The organism is Nostoc sp. NMS8, from assembly GCF_017115045.1.
GTDB lineage: Bacteria > Cyanobacteriota > Cyanobacteriia > Cyanobacteriales > Nostocaceae > Nostoc.
In genome coordinates, this window is the sequence record NZ_JABXKK010000022.1 from 20,564 (window position 1) to 39,751 (window position 19,188).

General features: G+C 41.5%; 14 protein-coding genes. 4 read left to right on the plus strand and 10 right to left on the minus strand.

The window, feature by feature from the left end:
* Positions 1–233: 233 nt before the first annotated feature.
* Complete coding sequence (locus tag HWQ39_RS02390; RefSeq protein ID WP_292841023.1) at positions 234–1,196, plus strand: ABC transporter permease; 963 nt, start codon at positions 234–236, stop codon at positions 1,194–1,196.
* Between the two features lie 102 nt (positions 1,197–1,298).
* Positions 1,299–2,252: an ABC transporter permease gene (locus HWQ39_RS02395; RefSeq protein WP_292841026.1), complete on the plus strand. Its 954-nt coding sequence runs from the start codon at positions 1,299–1,301 to the stop codon at positions 2,250–2,252.
* 172 nt (positions 2,253–2,424) lie between these two features.
* Here the strand turns inward: HWQ39_RS02395 and HWQ39_RS02400 are convergent, their stop codons facing one another.
* The 5 genes from HWQ39_RS02400 to HWQ39_RS02420 form a co-directional block, all read right to left on the minus strand.
* Positions 2,425–4,170, minus strand: coding sequence for a peptide ABC transporter substrate-binding protein (locus tag HWQ39_RS02400; protein ID WP_292841029.1), 1,746 nt, complete (start codon positions 4,168–4,170; stop codon positions 2,425–2,427).
* A 258-nt stretch (positions 4,171–4,428) separates the two neighbouring features.
* Positions 4,429–5,034 carry a nitroreductase family protein gene (locus HWQ39_RS02405; protein ID WP_292841032.1) on the minus strand — a complete coding sequence of 202 codons (606 nt, stop codon included), beginning with the start codon at positions 5,032–5,034 and terminating at the stop codon, positions 4,429–4,431.
* 358 nt (positions 5,035–5,392) lie between these two features.
* Entirely contained in the window at positions 5,393–6,346 is a 954-nt protein-coding gene (locus tag HWQ39_RS02410) for an isoaspartyl peptidase/L-asparaginase (RefSeq protein ID WP_292841035.1), read from the minus strand.
* 169 nt (positions 6,347–6,515) lie between these two features.
* A complete protein-coding gene (locus tag HWQ39_RS02415; protein WP_181932485.1) occupies positions 6,516–6,671 on the minus strand; it encodes a DUF2256 domain-containing protein in 156 nt (51 codons plus the stop codon).
* 422 nt (positions 6,672–7,093) lie between these two features.
* Positions 7,094–10,015, minus strand: coding sequence for a GAF domain-containing protein (locus HWQ39_RS02420; RefSeq protein WP_292841041.1), 2,922 nt, complete (start codon positions 10,013–10,015; stop codon positions 7,094–7,096).
* Positions 10,016–10,471: 456 nt separating this feature from the next.
* On the opposite strand from HWQ39_RS02420, the gene HWQ39_RS02425 reads away from it, so the two are divergent.
* Positions 10,472–11,614, plus strand: coding sequence for a quinone-dependent dihydroorotate dehydrogenase (locus tag HWQ39_RS02425; RefSeq protein WP_292841044.1), 1,143 nt, complete (start codon positions 10,472–10,474; stop codon positions 11,612–11,614).
* A gap of 137 nt (positions 11,615–11,751) precedes the next feature.
* On the opposite strand, the gene HWQ39_RS02430 is transcribed toward HWQ39_RS02425, so the two are convergent.
* The 5 genes from HWQ39_RS02430 to HWQ39_RS02450 form a co-directional block, all read right to left on the minus strand.
* Positions 11,752–12,474, minus strand: coding sequence for a hypothetical protein (locus tag HWQ39_RS02430; RefSeq protein WP_292841047.1), 723 nt, complete (start codon positions 12,472–12,474; stop codon positions 11,752–11,754).
* Between the two features lie 302 nt (positions 12,475–12,776).
* Positions 12,777–15,740: a DUF3769 domain-containing protein gene (locus HWQ39_RS02435; RefSeq protein ID WP_292841050.1), complete on the minus strand. Its 2,964-nt coding sequence runs from the start codon at positions 15,738–15,740 to the stop codon at positions 12,777–12,779.
* A gap of 136 nt (positions 15,741–15,876) precedes the next feature.
* Positions 15,877–15,993 (minus strand): photosystem II reaction center protein I, encoded by a 117-nt coding sequence (locus HWQ39_RS02440; protein ID WP_041566417.1) that lies wholly within the window; start codon positions 15,991–15,993, stop codon positions 15,877–15,879.
* A 349-nt stretch (positions 15,994–16,342) separates the two neighbouring features.
* The gene (locus HWQ39_RS02445; protein ID WP_292841053.1) at positions 16,343–17,044 is read right to left on the minus strand and encodes an acyltransferase; all 702 of its coding nucleotides are present in this window, start codon (positions 17,042–17,044) and stop codon (positions 16,343–16,345) included.
* 663 nt (positions 17,045–17,707) lie between these two features.
* Positions 17,708–17,872, minus strand: a complete 165-nt coding sequence (locus HWQ39_RS02450) for a hypothetical protein (RefSeq protein ID WP_179063512.1) — start codon at positions 17,870–17,872, stop codon at positions 17,708–17,710.
* A gap of 538 nt (positions 17,873–18,410) precedes the next feature.
* Between HWQ39_RS02450 and HWQ39_RS02455 the strand changes: the two genes are divergently transcribed.
* Entirely contained in the window at positions 18,411–18,734 is a 324-nt protein-coding gene (locus HWQ39_RS02455) for a hypothetical protein (protein WP_292841056.1), read from the plus strand.
* Positions 18,735–19,188 lie beyond the last annotated feature (454 nt).

A 19,188-nucleotide genomic window follows, 5' to 3' on the forward strand; every position in this document is an offset into this window, starting at 1 on the left:
CAATAACCCTTAACTGAGCCGTAATGCCTCATAATGATTATTATTCCTATGAATAATTACCAATTATTTTGTTTCTTGTCTAAATCCTACTAATCTACCGTTGTTTTTAAAGATAAATTTTTTGTATCCGTGATGCTATCTTGCAAGTTTCTGATCTACTAAACTGAACAATAAACCTGATTTTATCAGTTGTTGTCTCGTTTTGAAGAGTAAGGCAGATTTTGTAATAGCTAATGGATAAATACTTAATTAATCGTCTACTAATTGCTATTCCCACCTTAATTGCCATCAGTGTTGTCATATTTACTATTCTGGCATTAGCACCCGGCGATCCAATGGGAGAATTTGCGCTCAATCCCTCTATCACAGCTGAAGTTCGGGAAAATATTAAAATATCTTTAGGTTTAGACCAACCGCTCCATATCCGCTATATCAAATGGGTTACAGCTTTTATTAGTGGAGATATGGGCTATTCTTTTACTAGTCGCAGTCCGGTAATTGGTTTAATTCTCCAACGCTTACCTACGACATTATGGGTGGTTGGTTCTGCCTACCTTTTTGGCATACTGCTGGCTATTCCTTTGGGAGTAATTTCGGCTCTCAAACGTCATTCTCTGATTGATACAATTTTGACTACTTTAGTTTTTTTTGGGTTTTCTCTGCCAACATTTTTTACAGGCTTACTATTTATTATTATCTTCAGTATCCAATTGAAATGGTTGCCTTTTATCTATAACAGCACATTACAAGTGACAGATTGGCAGAGTTTTATCGCTCAAGTTAAACAATCAATTATGCCGATTTGCGTATTAGGACTCTGGCAGACAGCAATGCTGATGCGCTTTGTGCGTTCAGAGATTTTAGAAAATATCCATCAAGACTATGTGCGTACTGCTTATGCCAAAGGATTACCCAAATTTTTAGTTATCAATCGTCATGTTTTGCGGAATGCGTTAATTCCTGTAGTTACATTGGTAGCCTTGGATATTCCAAGTGTTTTTACAGGTGCTTTAGTTACAGAAAAAGTTTTTCGTGTTCCGGGAATTGGTGCTCTATTAATTGACTCTATTTATAAGAATGATACACCAGTTGTTATGGCAATTACTTTTATATATGCAATTTTAATTGTGATTTTTAATCTCGTTGCAGACATTCTTTATAGTTTATTAGATCCTCGTGTCAAATACACGAACTAGCTAAACAATTAAAAATTACATATGAAGAAAAAACTAGATTCAGTACTCTGGTTGGAAATTGTATAAAAATTAAATATATAACATCTGAAAAACTAGATACTTATGTTGAAACGATCGCCTAATCAAAGTTCAGAACTATCCAAACTCTCAGTTTCTCCAGCATCAACAAGTTTTGTTTCCAAGCCAGAAACGCCTACAAAAGAAGCATGGCGGAAGTTTCGTCGTAATCGTCAGGCGATGTTTGGTATTGTAGTCTTGCTGATTATAGTGTTAAGTGTTTTGTTGGGGCCATTTATTTATAATATTCCTATCAACAAAATTGACTTTGCTAAATCTACTCTTGCTCCCAGCTGGGCGCATCCATTTGGTACTAATGATTTAGGTCAAGATATATTAGCAAGGGTGTTGTATGGCGGACGAATATCGATAGCAGTGGGAATTTTTTCGATGTCAGTAGCCATAACTCTCGGTACACTCATCGGCGCACTCTCTGGTTTCTATGGCGGCTGGCTGGATATTGCTTTGATGCGCTTGACAGATTTGTGTTTAGCTTTACCACGGCTACCATTATTATTACTAGTAATATTTTTGTTTCGGGATGCGATTAAAGCGATCGCAGGCCCAGAACTAGGTATATTTGTATTGATAGTAATAGTAATTGGTGGACTTAACTGGATGTCTGTAGCCAGATTAGTCCGAGCCGGTTTTTTGACAGTGCGGGAGTTAGAATTTGTCACAGCAGCACGTGCCCTTGGTGCTTCTCCTAGTCGATTGATTTGGATTCATATTTTGCCCAACGTGATTAGTCCAGTACTAGTTGCTGCTACTCTTTCAGTAAGTACTGCGATCGTTACCGAATCAACCCTGAGCTTTTTTGGTCTAGGTTTTCCCCCTGATGTCCCAACTTGGGGACGAATGCTCTATGAAGCGCAAAACTTTTTAGAATTTGCTCCCCACATGGTTATTTTTCCTGGCACAGCAATATTTCTTACTGTGCTAAGTATCAACTATATAGGTGATGCTTTACGAGATGCTCTCGATCCTCGACTATCGTAAAGGGGACTGGGGACTAGGGATTAATAGTCTGTCAATAAATTGATAGATAAATTTTCTGTAGAGACGGCGATTTATCGCGTCTTTCTAACCATCAAAATGAATTTGACAGACCACTAGGAAAAAAGATTAAAAACACTATTTTCCCAATACCCAATCCCCAATACCCAGCCACTTACTGTAGCCGCCAATCCTTAATATTCCAGGTACGGTCATCCCAAGGTGTTGCATCTATACCAGTGAGTCTGTTACTTACTCCATTAACATTAGCGCGAGAAATTAGAGGAATTACAGCTTGCTCTTTAATTAACAAATCATTCATTTGAATAAATAATTGCCGACGTTTTTGTGGGTCTAACTCTGTATTAGACTGTTGCCAAAGCTTATCGTATTCAGGGTTGCAGTAACGAGAACTATTCGGTTTCGACCAATTATTTTTCTTCTGCGAAATTTCATTACAAGTCCATGCCTTTAGATAAGTACCTGGATCTGGATTACTATTGCCACCACTAAACATTTGTAAATCAGCGTTAAAGTGAGCAAGAGTATCTGGGTTAGCTGGGTCACTAGAAAAGAAAATACTTGAATCGATACTTTTGAGTTCTACCCCCACGCCAATAGAGGTTAGCGATTGTTTAATGATTTCCTGTGTTTTCTGGCGGACTGGGTTGACAGAAGTCTGAAATAAAACCTTTAGTTCTACACCATTTTTATCCCGAATGCCGTTTCCATTGCTGTCTTTCCATCCAGCTTCCTCGAGTAAATCAGCAGCTTTTTTCAGATTAAATTCGTACTTGGTATTAGGTGAATTATAGATATCTGGTGCTACTAAGATATTTGTCACAGCACGACCACTTTGACCATATAACTGTTGGTTAATAGTGTCACGGTCAATGGTATAATTAAAAGCCTGACGCACTTTCAAGTCTTTAAAAAAGGGATGGGGGAACTCTAAGCTAGAACGTTCACCATCTTTTGTTTGCTTGTTAGGATCAGTCTGATTAATCGCAATCCGCTCCAAAAAAGATCCGAAGCTGATATCTAATCTTCCTTTTCCTGCTGCCTCCAGCTGCTTAAGGATTGGAGCTTCCACTTGGAGATTCCAAGCAAAATCTACATCTCCAGTCTGCAATACGGCTCTGGCAGCAGAAACAGCATCCCCACCACCTTTAAGTTCTACTCGCTTAAAGAAAGGTTTATTAGGTTCTCGGAAAAAGGAATTAGCTTCATAGATAACAATGTCGCCAGGTTTAAAGTCCACTACTTTATAAGGGCCAGTACCAACAGGAATCAAATTAGCTGGAGCTTCCCTAGCTTTGCTACCACTGTATGGCTCAAAGATATGACGAGGTAGGATTGGCCCATTGGAACCAATAAACGGCAGCGACCAAGCCGGGTTAGGATTTTGGAAATTGATTTTAACGGTGTAGTCGTCAATAGCTTCGACGCTTTTGATAGCTTGATAATTTGCAGCAGTAGTTGCACCCACTGCTGGATTACTAACAAATTGGTAAGTAAACACCACATCCGCAGCAGTGAAAGGTTTACCATCAGACCATTTGACTCCTTGTTTGAGTTTCCAAGTTACTGATTTACCATCTTTGGCGACTCCACCATTCTCTAAAGATGGGATGTCTGCTGCTAGAAAAGCAATTAGCTTACCATCTTTATCAAAGCTGGCTAGGGGTTCATAAGTGATTCGACTGGCTTCAAAATCTTTGCTACCTTGAGCCAAATGGGGATTGAGAATAGTTGGTGCTTGCCAATAGAGAAGCCGTAAGGTATCGCTAGCAGCACTACTCGTCGCTGCTTGAGTAGAGGTAGTTGGAGATTCAGCCTTTGGCGTAGAACAAGCACTTAGCAACAAGATACTAAGCAACGACCCAGCAAAAATCTGACCCCTACTGAATTTATTATTCATAATTTTAGGGAGCTAAAATAGTAAAACTATTGCTTGAAGAAGAATTCAGAAATCAGAATGGGCTAAACGCCCCGCTATCGCTAACAGGAGTCAGAATCAAGATGCGATGCTCTCTACATTCGCGCAGCGTGTCGCAGACAGATGCTAAAACCCTGAAAGGGTATTCTGACTCCTGATTCCTGAATTCTGTTTTGATAAATTTTTTAATCGTAGAGACACGAAGTTTTCCCAAGGAAATTTCGCATCTCTACAACCTAATTAATTATTCAATAAAGGTGAACTATTTCCCCACTGTCCAGTAAAGACAAATTCCTTTAAAGGTTTGCGGATACGGGCTGCTAGTTCCCGTTCGCGCAGTCCCTCAGAAAGAGTCTCTGGATCGCCAGGATAGCCAACTGTGACAACCGTAGCAGGTTCGTAGTCATCTGGAATTTGGTATAGTTCCCTGGCGCTGTCTGCATTAAATCCGGCTATTTGATGGGCAAACAAACCAAAAGAAGTTGCTTGAAGAATGAGGTTTTCTAATGCTAGACCAACATCGTGAAACGCGTGTCGATTGGCTTTGCCATCTTCAGAGCGGACTTTAGCAACAGCCAGGATTAGGATGGGAGCATTTTTCGCCCACCCTTGATTAAACTCAACCAGAGTACTGAGTAGACGGTTATATTCCGTCGGTTCGTCTTTGGTAGCAACAATAAAACTCCAAGGCTGATAATTGTAGGAAGAAGGGGCCCAACGAGCGGCTTCTAGCAGAGATAGAAGCTTATCTTGCTCTACGGGATGGTCGGCAAAGGCTCTAGGACTCCAGCGACTACGGATGAAGTCATGAACAGGATATTGCGTTTGTGCAAGTTTCTCAGTCATGTTAATGGATTTCCTCGTTTTTACTCGTAATGCACTACTGATTGCTCATAAATAGCCTTCAACGGCTGGCAACCGTCAAAAAAAGCTTTTTTCAGATAATGAAGTTTATACTACGATAAATCGATAGAAAATTAGTAGTTTGTTTATATAAAAATTATGGTGCGTAAAATCAATAAAATAAACAAGCGCCGCCAATCCGGTGATTTTTACTTGAATAAGGCAGAATTAATGGATATTCTGCAATAGCAAGTAGCACTGAAAAGAGCGGTGCTATGAGCTTGTAAGGGTGTTATAAAACCCAATAATTAGCTGCAATGGCTGACTGGCAAGAAACTTTAGCCTCAGCGCTGGAATTGATTCAACAATAGCCGATCAATTCACTATCATTCCATTCCAAGGTGTCACCAATTTTTTCGCCATCGTGATAGGCGGCGAGTAAGATTTCGCTAGTTTTACCCCAAGCGATCGCTCCACTAGCATCTAAGGCGATCGCTCCTAAATCCCGTTTGTTCTGGTGCGCTTCTCCCAGCGATCGCTGCATAGCATCCTTCAGAGACATCCCATCAGTAACACGCACTACAATCCGTGCGGCTAAACACTCATCAATAATATCTTCGCCAATGCCAGTACAACTTACACCAGCATTACTAGTAGCATAATTACCTGCGGGCATCGCAGAATCACTTACCCGTCCAATCCGTTCAAAGCCCTTACCACCAGTGGAAGTGCCAGCAGATAGCTTACCATAAGTATCTAAAGCTACCACACCGATAGTGCCGCGTCCGGCATTGCTGGTTTCTAAAAGTTCGGGTTCTGCTACCACGTTAGCCATTGTGCTTTTAAAATTATCTTGGCGTTCTTGTATCCACTCTTGTAACCGCAAATCGGTTAAAGCGTTATAGCTGGGAATTTGCATTTCCCGCGCCAACTCAGCTGAACCGAAATCTGATAGCACTCGGTCTGGCGAACTTTGCAAAAATTGCGCTAAATCAATGGGATTTTTCACCCGTGAGATATTAATCACACCACTAAAGCGCCCTGATGCACCATCCATCAGGGAAGCACTCATACGGATTTGACCATCAGATTGCAATACTGAACCAGTACCAGCATTAAAGCGGGGGTTGTCTTCAAGCATTTGGCAACCATGCACCACTGCCTCTGAGGCAGTCGATCCTGACAATAGCAGAGAATAGATTTCTTCTATTACTGTATGGAGCGATCGGCGCACCGCCTCTAATCCTCCTTTACCGTGGAGAGAACTACCAGCCCCTCCATGAATAATTAATTTAGGTTGCACCTGTAACTCCATTAATATCTTGCGCTATTTGCGTCTGTGTTGCAGTTGGTTTTATTAGGGATTGGGTATCGGGAATTGAGTATCGGGAATTGAGTATTGGAAAGAATTCATTCCCCATTCTCTAGTCCCCAGTTCCCAGTCCCCAGTTCCCAGTCCCCATTACCCCTTATCCCCAGTCCCTTTAAGTTTGCGCTTCAGAACGGCGACGACGACAACGTTCTGAGCAGTATTTCACATCCTCCCAGCAATCTTGCCACTTTTTACGCCATGTGAAAGGACGTTGACATACCGGACAGATTTTTGTGGGTAGGTCAGATTTAGAACGAACACGTCCCATATAAATACTGTGTAGATGAGAATTTCATTTCTGAAGGAGATGGAAGATAATTATAACCAGTTTGCTACGAAGGGTGGATACTTTTGGCGAATAAATGTGTTGTCAATCTCTCCTTGGACTTATTCCTGAGTCACCTATCTGAAAGGATGGGACTTTAAGCAGTGGGGAAAGAGCGATCATCAAAGCCTTTGGGCAGCGATCGCTGTTTAAGTTATCTGTGAGGGCAAATCCACGAGGTTACTTGTTTGCACTCAGCAATCTAGTTCAATAATGTTTGTCTGTGTGATCACGCAATTTAGCTGATCTGCACTAGCAATCTGAAACCTTTACAAATAAGGTATTTTGAGCAAATCAGTAAATTTCCAGAACTTAATTTTTTCTTAACTCAAGCTTATTTACAGACACTTTTTTTGAAAAAAGTACTAAGAATCATTACCAGCTAACGGCAACAGCAAGCGACTGACTACCCGATTATCTGGTAATTGATAAAAATTCAACTCTCCTCCTAATTCCTGTATGAGGTTTTGGCAGATGACTAGATGCAAAGCTGGTGGTTGATCGAGGTTGGAGGGAGCGAGTATATCTTTTGGTGTATTATCATGTAGTTCCGTGAGTAACTGTGGTTCGATCGCACCGTTATATGTGATCGACAGTTCTAGGGATGTCTGACGATCAGCCCCTCCAGTTGTAGAAGAATGCTTTGTATCTGAAGGTTTTGACGCATCTAAACGGCGACACCAAATATCAATTCTGCCGCCGATTTGAGAACGGTTACAGGCAGTAACCAATAATTCATGGATAACTAATTCAATTTTGACAATATCACCAGCGATCGCCATTGCAGATTGAGTGCTGGAGGTAGGAACTCCTCTGACTAATGAAGAATTTTTGGGCGATTCTTGCTCGTCAATTGATTGTCCCAAGCCATGTACGCCAATCCACAGCTTTTGTTGTTTAAGTAAATTGTCGATGCGTTCGAGCGATCGCTTCAGTAAACTGGCTATGGACATAGTTTCCCAACTTATATGTAGCTGCCAGTTCTCAAGTTTTAGCATTCCACTCATAGAGGTGGCTGTGTGGTCTAACTGCCGCAGCAATAGCTGGTAGCGCATCTGAGTTAGTTCATTAGCAGGAATGCCCAAATCATGTATTTGCTTCAGGGAGTGGGCTGTTATTCTTTGAATTTCTTCTAGGCGACGATGTTTGTACCAATTAAGTTGTCGTAATTCTTCTGTTTTAGATTCTAAAAGTCGAGTAATTTGCTTTTCACGACGCCACCAGGCTAATTGAGAAATCAGAGTTGCTGTTGCACTGAGGTTTTGTTCTGACCAGCGACGCTCTTGATAGTCTACTAACAAAACTACACCAGTGATTTCATAATCAGCAGTTGTACGTAATGCCATCACAAAAATTTGACTTTTTTCTGGAACATTCAACCATTTCCGGGTTTCCGGGGGTAAATTATTCGCCTTCAAAGTCAGGTAATTCTCTGTAGCAAGTGCCCACTGAATTAAGGCTTCAGACTGGATCAGAATAGATGCCTCAGAAAAAATCCCAAAATGGCTATTGTCAACCACTCCAGGGATAATTTCTGCCCAACTTTGACCAGGTGCCCAGGATAGCATTATCGCTAGAGGACAACTCAAAATTGATGCTATTTGTTCGAGTGCTGCACGTTCTAAATGCTTTTTTTCGACCTCGATGCTGTTCTGAGATTGTGTCAGGATGCGTAAGCATTGCTCAAAAGCCTGGGAAGTTTTTTGCTGTTGGGTGGTGCGGTTATGTAATTGCCACTGACGAACAATTACTCCAATCTGTTGACTGACGACCCACAGCAATTCTTTTTCCAGAGTTGTCCAAGAACGATGAGTTTCTTGAGTGATGATCAAAAGAGGTGCTGGTATTTGACCGTGAGTGCATTTACAAATAAGTAGTGATCGCACACCATTTTCTAACAATGAGGGTCGCCAGTTAAAAAAGCGTAAATCTTCATCTAAGTTTTCAATTTCTACCGCTTGAGTTGAACGTTGCAAAAGTTGCCCATCTAATTCTTTAAGGGTATTGAGGGTAAATGTCAACGGTCGGCGATTATGGGGCTGGCTTTGATAAATAAATTGATAATTATTTTGCTCAGAGTCATACTGCAACAGCAAAAAGCGGGTGGCAGTTAGTCGAGCTAAAACTCTTTTAGCACAACTTTGTAAAGTTTCCTGGAGGTCATTGTCGCTATAAATACCTTGGGCAACTTGTCCAGTCAGCTGGGCGTCTTCTTGAATCTGTTTGATCGTGCCTTCCATGTTTTCAGTAGGTGCAACGAGGGAAATTAAACCAGCAACACCCTGGACGAAATTTCTGTCTGTGTCCGTCCAGATGCGAGGTTCATTGCTTTCTACCGCCAGAAAACCGACTAAATTCTTTTGCCAAATAATTGGAGCTGCCAAAAGCGATCGCACCTTCAATCGTTGCAGCAATTTTGCCGTCAAATGGCTCTTTAAGGAACTGCGGGCATCACCAATGGAGACAATTTGGTTAACTGCCAAAGCATAATAAAAGTCGCTCAACTCCTGTACAGTAATTCCTGCTGATTGCTGAGTGCTAGAATTGCGATCGATTTTAACCAGCTGATTGCTCATCCGACACCAAAAGTAGCGCCCTTCCCGCTCAAACCAATAAACATTTGTCCGGCTGGGGGAGACAAATTTATGAGTTGCTTGTACTGCTGCTTCAAGTCTTTGATTCAGGTTGCTGAGGGTGCGTAAATTTTCTAGCAGTTCTAATAATGGCTCGTCGCTTCGCGTGGTTTGCTTTTGCTGCTTATGCATTTCATTTTGATAAAGCACTGCCCCCAGTTCACCTAAAACCATCATCAAACGTGCTTTTGTTTCTCCTGTCAGCAAGTAGCCCCAACGTTCTGAACCCAATAACACCAAGCCTAAGCAACGGTCTTTATAGCGAATTGGTAAAATGACCGTTCCCTGGATGTGGAGTTTTTCGGCAACTTTGTGCCATTCGGTGGCGCGGATTTCTGTTTGTAAATCAGCTACGCCCAAAGGATGCTGTTCAATTACTACTTGCTCTAATAAATCCCCAGGACTGAGAACAACCCTTTGCCGTAAAAAGCTCTGATCGCGATCGGGTGTGATGCCCCCTTGGCCAAATAATATGTGATTCAGGCGATCGTAAAGAGCAATCCAAATCAGTTTGTAGTCAAACTCTTCCTTGAGATAAGAAATAGTAGTTTCAATCAGAACGTCAACATCATCTTCTTCTCTGAGGCTCTGGAGGACGCGCCCCAAAGAAAGGATTTGCTGTTCGGCGGCTATAGGTTTTTGCGGCTGCCCCATCTGATTTATTGGTTAACATAACTTGTAATATATAAGATGCCCAAAAAAGCACCCTGAGTAATATTGCCACAAGTGTTTAATATTGAACCTGAACAGCTTAATAGAGGGTTATGTACCCACCAGTACCGACAGCAAAACAAACCTTTGAATTTTTCTTAATTTGCGTCAGATTAAGTAATGTACTTCTGCCAATTAATGCAGTCAGACTAGATGAGAGAACCAACCAAATCTATGTCTTGGCTGGCGAGGAGATAGAAGTGCTGATTTAGCCAAACGGGAAAGTGAGGCTTTTATGACTGATATCAATCTTGCCGCAATGAGCAGAGAGCAATTGAGAGACTACAAGATGAACCTGGCATTGAAATCACTTCAATCGATCAATTTGAGCAACTAGTACGCGAGAAAATTAGACAATCTCAACCAGATGATCTGCAATAGCTCCAAAAATAACAGTTAATGGATATTTATAAATTTGCCATTCGTCCGCTTTTCTTCAATGTGGTAAAAACCGATGCGGAGTGGTTACACCAGCAGACGATTCGCAGTTTTAGCTGGCTATCGCAAAGGAATATTAGCCCTCCTGCTAGTTGGGTAAACCGCCGCTTACAAAAATCCCTGTGCTTGTACGATTCACGTTTAGAACAAAATTTGTTTGGGCTAAATTTCCCAAATCCCGTAGGTTTAGCAGCCGGCTTTGACAAGAATGGAGTTGCTGCTGGCATTTGGTCTAACCTGGGTTTTGGCTTTGCAGAATTAGGAACTGTAACTTTTCACGCACAGCCAGGAAATCCGCGTCCTCGTTTGTTTCGCTTGCCGTTAGATAAAGCTGCTCTCAATCGAATGGGCTTTAATAACGGTGGTGCAGCAGTGATGGCAGCACGATTAGCACAGGAAAAACAGGAGTTAACCCACTCAATACCCATAGGGATAAATTTGGGTAAATCGAAGGTAACTCTCCTAGAAGCAGCCGCACAGGATTATCTCGATAGTTTTCGTTTACTCAAGGATTTGGGAGACTATTTTGTTGTTAATGTTTCTTCTCCCAATACACCGGGGTTACGATCGCTCCAAGATGCTTCTATGCTCGGTGCCATCTTGAATTTATTACAACAAGAGAATACTACACAAAAACCAATTTTTGTCAAGATAGCACCAGATTTATCATGGGAAGCGATCGCTGACATTATAACTCTTGCTAAAACCTACCAACTGGCAGGAATTATCGCCACTAACACCACCATCAGCCGTGATGGACTGAAAACTCAGGTAATTGACCAAACAGGCAAATCACCCCAGGATGAAGCAGGCGGAATTAGTGGTGAACCATTGCGCGATCGCTCCACTGAGGTAATTCGTTTTATTTGGCAGCAAACCCAAGGACAAATCCCGATTATTGGTGTTGGTGGTATTTTTTCCTCAGAGGATGCTTGGGAAAAAATTACTGCTGGTGCTAGCTTAATCCAGGTTTATACAGGCTGGATTTACGAAGGCCCACTGATGGTACGCCGTATTCTAGCTGGTTTACTTTCCAAACTAGAACAAAGCGGATTAAATTCCATTAACCAAGCTGTGGGTTTAGAATTCAAAAATCAAAAATAATTAATATTTTTGGTGTTGCTGAATCGAGGGATGAATTTGGATGTAGAGACGTTGCATTGCAACGTCTCTAGAAGGATTTTGAAATAACGCAAAATTATTTTTCATACCGCACTCAGCAACGCCATATTTTTGAATTATTATCCTTCTTCTTCCAGTGGAAAGAATTCTTTAGTTTTTTCCGAGTATGACCAGGCAATGCCATCAGGGTCTTTGCTACGACTCCACTCAGGAAACTCTGGATCGTTTCGCCGTTTATAAACTGTGCTGGAATAGACATTTAGCCGTTTAGCAAGTTCAGATTGGATGAGAGAGCCAAAAATTAATTGTTTTTCTAGCGATCGTTGAGCTTCCTTATGTGTTTGCTGTGGGAGTGATTCGGTTTCTGGTTCTTCTTGTGGGGTTGGTGGTGGTGCTAAAAGCGATCGCGCAGTTTTAGTAACCGTTTGAGCCGGAAGTTCTTTAACAGGCTCACTACTGTCAAGAATATTGCCGAGAATACTGGCAGTTATAAAGTAATAAGATTGCCCCGACTCTTCGGAGTTCACTATACTGGCACCAAATTCCGAGGCTTTACCATCCAAGTAGCGTTTTGCCGTTGTTCCGGGAAAATTCCCCTTAATTGCCAAGTCCATTGGCGTAAGTCTGCCTTGATTTTCGCGAACTAATTGATGAAAAATTGGGTTAACTCGTACAGTCCACTGTTGCCATTGATATTCCTGCCAAAGCTTGAAGGCAATTGCCAGCACAATTAGCGCTAGTAAAATTCTCCAAGTGGCAACTAGGAAAATAATCAAAAACGATATGGGCAAAAGTAGAACGAGAAAAGCCTTGCCGTTATCTTCTATGGGTTTCTCACTCATGCCGATTTTTGCCAAGTGAATTTTGGGAAATAATATTATTATATTGGCAAAAATTGAGACACTTTTTTGTATCTTTTGGCAAAGTTGCGGCAAATGTGTCGGCAAAACCTTTATTCGGCATGTGTTATAAGCTTATTACCTTTCTGCTTATCTAAGTATTGGTCTGCGATGCCTACGGCGGTAAACTACGCACTAAAGTTTTTTCCCGGAGAAAATTAGAGGGTTTTAACTCATCCCCTTGCCTTGAAGCCGGGGGAAATCGAAGTCATTAGTAATTAGCACCAATGACTAATGACTAATGACTAATTACCCTGTTCTACACCGTTCACTACTGGCTTAACTTCCGAAAAAGGATCAGTGCCGCCACCCCAGTTAAAATCGCTAATTCTGACGCTGAAGCCGCCTAACTCCAGTACGGGATTGTAACGCAAGGTGATGCCATAGGTACGACGGCTATATTCCAAAATGTAGTCGGTACTAGATTCTCTACCAGTATCCAAGTTCACAGATGTTTGAAAGCCTAAGCGAAAAGGGCCGTAGATTTGTTGTGATATTCCAGCGGTTAAAACTTTATTATCAACGGAGCGATCAAACAAAAAAGGTGATAATCCGTTATTTAAGCCTTGAGAAAAACTGATATTAAAGGCGGTATAGTCTAAGAAAGGTCGAGAAAAATGACCAATTTGCCCTTGTAAGCCGATTGTACCTGTTAAGGTGCTTTGATTATCACCATTGCTGTAATAACTGCTAGTGCCTGTAAGTCCACCGATCGCTAGTAAGTAAGGAACTACAGGGTTAGCTGTGTATCGTAATCCCTCGGTGGCAGTGGGTGGTAATGGTTTTCCCTGCCATAGCAATATCCCAGTACTGAGGGCAACGCTACCTTGTAAACGACCTAGTGAGATGCGATCGTTTTCGCGCACTGGTTGTAGTAAGTCTTGGCGATCGGTGTTGGCATCAATATACTGGGCACTTGCCTGATAGCTGAGGTTAATACCACTTTTTCCTAAAGGAATCACAGGAGAGGTAATAATGCCGCCAAAACTGCTCTGGACAGTTTGAAAACCCAAAGTACCGTTGTAGAGGCGATCGCGATAGTTATATTGCACATTCAATGTGTGGGGAAGAGAAGTGCCTATTGTCTGGCGCAATCCCAAATTCACCCGCAAATTGTCTTCCACGTTGTCCAAGTTAAAACTAGTTAACTCCCCAGTTCCCTGAACTACCGTCCGTGGACTCAAAACAGAATTTATCTTGGTCTTCACAGCAAACAGTGAGCTTAAGTCACTAGTGCCATCTTGCACGGCTCTCTGTACTAATAACTGGGGCGTAATTGTCCAGGTAGTATTGTCTGTAGCGATCACTGGAAAGCCACGCTCAATATACAAACCACCCCGCTTATCTCCATCATAGCCAGGGGAGACTATTGCAGGTGAAACATCCCGCTCGCGGCGGTCAATAGTCTGCTCATCCACCGGAATTGGTAAGGAGATTCTTTGATCCAATACCAAACGCTGCTTCTGCGTCCTGATGCGGTCTACTAAAGGTGTCTCTCGCGTCAGAGTTACTTTATCTGCGCGTAATTCTAGTTCTGGCGGCGAAAAAGGATCGTTAGTGATGCGGACATCTCTTGCTTGCCAGCCTTGCGGATAAAAGTCAATGTGTTCAGCTTCAAACCTAAGCCGATTGACTACACCTCCTGTTTTCGGTGGCGTTAGATTACTAGCATCTGCCTGACCACCAAATGACACATCAATTCCTCCAGGGCTGCTGACACCGGAAATCGGCTGATTGGCTCTAATGCGAGCGCTTGGCGGACGTTTTGGGACTCCACCAGCACTTACATCGGTGGGTAAGAAAGCAAAATCTGTTTGGGTTGAGGGTACGTAAATTTCGCCTCTACCATTTTCCAGTTCCCCACTATCTTGAACAAAGTTATAGGTAAAGCGTTGTCCTCGCAGTACTTGATCGCCCCGTGTTAAAGTGACGTTACCTTCCCCCGCAGCGATCAAGTTGTCCAAACTGACTTGCAAGCGATCGGCATCCACCACCGCCCCATCAAATCGCACAACTACATTACCAACAGCTGTAATAATTCGCTGTTTCTCGTTATACTCTTGCCGATCTGAAGTCACTTCTACAATTCTCGGCCCTGCTGGCCGTGTGGTAGCTGGCGCAGTTATTGTACCAGATGGTTGAGCTTGCGGCTGATTAGTCCTATCTACCTGTGGTACTTGGCTTTGTTGTTGGGCTTGAGACTTGAATTCGACAGTAATGGGTACTGAGAGTTGGTTTGTAGGCTTACGAGACTTAAATGTTATAAAATTTTGTACTGATTGAGAACTCGGTGCAAGATCAGCAGCAGATACAGAGATATTGTCTCTTTTTGGAGACTGTTGTGCAGTAATATCACGTTGCTGTTTTTGTTGGCTTAACTTCTCAACTAAAATTTCTGCCTTGGAATTGGCTAACTTGTTGCTGTTGGTGACACTTGGGACAATTTGCAGACGGGGTGGAGATTGGGCAATAAAGTGACTGGGAGAAACCTTATAGCTAAAGCTAGAAGATTCCAAAAAGGTTTGTTTTCCTCCAGCACTAGAGTTTGGATCTAGCGTAGACGCGGAGCGGCTTGTCGTTAGATATCGCTGTCCGACTTTTTGAGAAGGTTCACTTTTTGCATCTTGCTCAGAAGCCTCTACTGCAACTTTTATTGGCAATGCAGCGGCTTCTCTTTGCATCTCCCGTTTACGCAGCGCTGAAATGAGAAGAAGTTGCGATCGCTGGATGCCGCCACTCGAACTTGTTTTTGTATCTTCTTGATTTTGGCGATTGGAGGTTGTAACCTTCAGCGTGGGATAACCAATTACCTGCGGTTGCCCCAAAAGCCCAGCGGTTCCAAAACCAGTGGATGGGGAACTTTCTGGTGGTAAGGTTTCTGGTGAATGAGATATAGAGGAAGTTTTGGCAACTACCAAGTCATCCTGAGTTGAGTTGATCGGAATTGGAAATGAAGGATCGCTCTTAGCGTTACCCGCCACTGCCAACTGAGCCAAAACCTTAGGCTGCTTGGATTTATCTGTTTTTTCGTGTATTCCAGTATCTATACCTGAAAGAAATTTTGTATGACTAGCAGATGAGTCGGAATTTACAGGTTGTAAAGATTCGAGGATAGGAGGTGGATCGGGTGGCAGAACTGGATGAAGCATAAGTGAGCAAAATCGGGCTAACAAACAGCCAAATGTCGGACGGAAGGATAAACTATACATTCTGCCTTCCGACTGTCGCCTTCTGCTACTTACAGCAAGCTACCTGGAGGAAGAAACTTACTAATTTTCTCTTAGTAAGTTTCCGTGGCGTTTAGTATTTTCCGCCTTCCAAAGTCGCGGATGATTTATCGCCCTTTTACTCTAAGTCCCGACGGCCGGGGTTACGAGCGGGATCGTTCGACAAAAATCCGAAGATGAAGATAGTTACGAAGAAGGCAACAACAATATAAACAGCGATTTTTAAAGTCAGCATAGAAATATCTCCAATGGGTAAAACAAAGAAAGCTTTTCTTTTAGGATCTGCCATGCAGAAAAGATAGCTACTTTATATTACCCAAATCTCGTCCCTTTTTTAGAGGACTTCAGGGACGACTGGGGACTGGGGACTAGCAGTGTCTATCCTATCCTACGCTTATTGAGAATAGTGCAAGATATGATATCAGTTGTCTGACTTTTAGATGACCCTAAGAAATAACTCAGAGGACTATTGACTCTTCTGACGTTGACTGATGGCAAAGGTTTCCCAAAAAAAGGTTAGAGGTTGCAGGAAATAATCCCCATTGCCCCTTATCCCCAGAGGGGGCCCCACCATCCCCAATCCCCTATTTCTGAGCTTGAACTTTTGCTATATCTTTGCCAATTCGGTTTTTAATTACTCGTGCAGGTATGCCTACAGCAACAGAGAAAGGAGGAATATCTCTATTAACAACTGCTCCCGCACCAATAACACTGCCTTTGCCGATAGTAACGCCATCTAATACTGTTACTCCGTGTCCTAACCAGCAATCATCCTCAATCACGATTCCCTTGCGAGTAACACCTTGGTATTTAATCGGCTCTATCGGATCGGCAAAATTATGATTATTGGCATATATCCCTGAATGGGCAGCAATCAAGCAGTGTTTACCAATTTTAATGTTTCCTGGCCCCTCAATAGACACATTAGGAGCAATGAAGGTATCTTCATCAATTTGTATACACGTATCTTCCAAAGAGCCGATATCAACGTTACGCTCAATAGCGACTCTATTTCCTAGGTGAATTCTATTATTTTTGTGCCCTCTAGCATCCATCCGCACACCCTTGAAAATATAGACTCCACTGCCGATCTCAATACAAGAAGTACCGTTAAATTCAACACCATTTTGAATATACACTGAGTTGCCTATCTGTCCAAAAATACTGCGATACCCCAAATTACGCAACTTTGGCCCCAGAATAAGTGTTGGAATATCTCCTAACACAGTTGTTACTAAAAGTTCTTGCGCGCGCTGCAATTTTGAAAAATTTTGCTCGTTCTGCATGGCTACATATCTCTTTAATCAATTGTTGTTGAGAGTGTTTAAAGTTGTTTTGGCTGTATCCTAATTTTCTGCCAATACCAATAGGCTCTGTCTGTATTAATACATGAGCTAAGGTAGCAGTATCACAAAAATTTCCCAAGATTTTTAGGTGGGTTTCCAACATTTGAAAAACCAGAGTCTAGCTTTTACTATGTGAGCAATTATTGAGGTTAGGTGTGTAGAATTACTCAAGTAATATGCACAATTGCGTTAAGTCGCTAGAAGTTTTTGTACTATGATGTACGTAAAACTTTAGCTCCTTTGTCACAAAATCAATTAACAAAGCAATTTCAGGGCATTGCCAAGTCAAAACTCAGACTCTTAAATTGTCTGATGGGAAAATTTTCTGGTTTAAATAGGCTACTGTTTTGGTTCTCGGTCAAATTTGAAAAGCTTGCTACCGCTAACAGCACTACTGAAGTAAATAGGGATAGTGTTGTCTATCTTGAGGCTATTTCCTCTCAAGCGGTTTTAGTCTTTTGAAACAACTCAGTTTCAAAAGCTATTTGGCAACAAAAAATACATTTAACTAGACTATATTCAAAGTTTAGATAAAATTTCTGCCTAGCATAACAATGTAATTATTGTTGGATTTTATGGGTATTTTGCCCAAATAAAATCCAATTAGGGTGGATTATCTCCCACATCAGCCATCACATTGAAGTTAACCATCGGTGCAAACAAGTAAGCGCTTCCCCGACTGCTATGACGGCTTTCTTGCAACGAATTTCTAGAGTATGCTGCTCCAATCATGTTGCACACGGATGATTTACAGACTAACCAGTTCATGTTGGTAATTACATGAATGATTTTTAATAACAATTGTTTTTAACGATAACACATTTTATTTTGAGTGGAACACTCTCAAAAAATAAGTTGATTTTCAAGTTGCTTGTTGATGAAAATTCGGAAAATTAGTTATTTTTGTTACTTGAATGATTGCTACTCTGAAATATTTTTATACACTTAGATAAAATCCATTGAGAAGAGAGAGTTGAAAAATGCTGTCAAGGGTTACTTAGAATTTATGTCTATATTTCTACATTTGCTTGTCCAAGTAATTTTATGATTGGATGTTAAACTCAGAATGATATCTACTATACTTGTGACGTTCACAATATTCTTTTTCTCCATATACTTATATCTAAAAATTTGTAAATCACCCATTCGGGTGAGCCAAGCGGGTGATGCGTACTTGACATTACTTATTATAAATTCTATTGAAAGAAAGCTAAAACGTAGCTTAGTTTCGAGGATAAATCCCCAAAAAAACATCAAAGTTCCCAAGTTGAGGTATCGGTTTTAACTCACACACGTGGTTCAAATTATGGCTTTAATTAAAGAAATTGTACAAGAAGCTCTAACTATCGGCTATTTGAGTGTTGTAGCCGAAGATCAAGTGCGATCGCAGCTTCAAGGTAATTATGATTCAGAAGACCTAGATGCCTGGATCATTTTACAGCGAGCGATCGCAGCAGGTGATGTAAAACTTGAGTCGCGCCGAAAAAAAGCTTCTCTCTCTCCTAAAGCCAAAGACGCTTCATCGAGTATCAAACTTGCTTATCAAATGGCAGCGGAACTCGCCTATGCAGCAGCTCTAGCTTTAACAATGACAAAAAATACTAAAGATCAGCCTTCATTAGGTGCGTAAAGTAACACGTCACTAAGTTATTTTCCTGATTTAGTATCAAAACTTAATACCAAGTAGTTAGCGCTCGCTTTTCCTGGTTAGCTGCTTGGTAAGGTTTTCATCCGATTCTTATTTATAGCCTTTAGCTCGCAGTTCTTTGTCAGCACAATTTTATTAAGAAATAATTAAAAATTTAACTTTCCTGGACACAGCTATGGGAAATTTTTACCTTCAGCCAAGAGCCTAAATTGATCCCCGAAAGCAATACTAAAATAAATATAAATTATTTATTCAGAACTAGATTTTTTTAAGTGATACATGCCAGTAAATGATTAAATCTTAATATACCAAGTACATGGCTGAAAGTAAGGCATAGAATTAGAAACACCTTGGTGTAAACTTTAGCAACGAGGTTAAAAATAATTCTCAATGTTTAACAAAGTCATCGCTTTTTCACAAAATACAGTATGAAGAA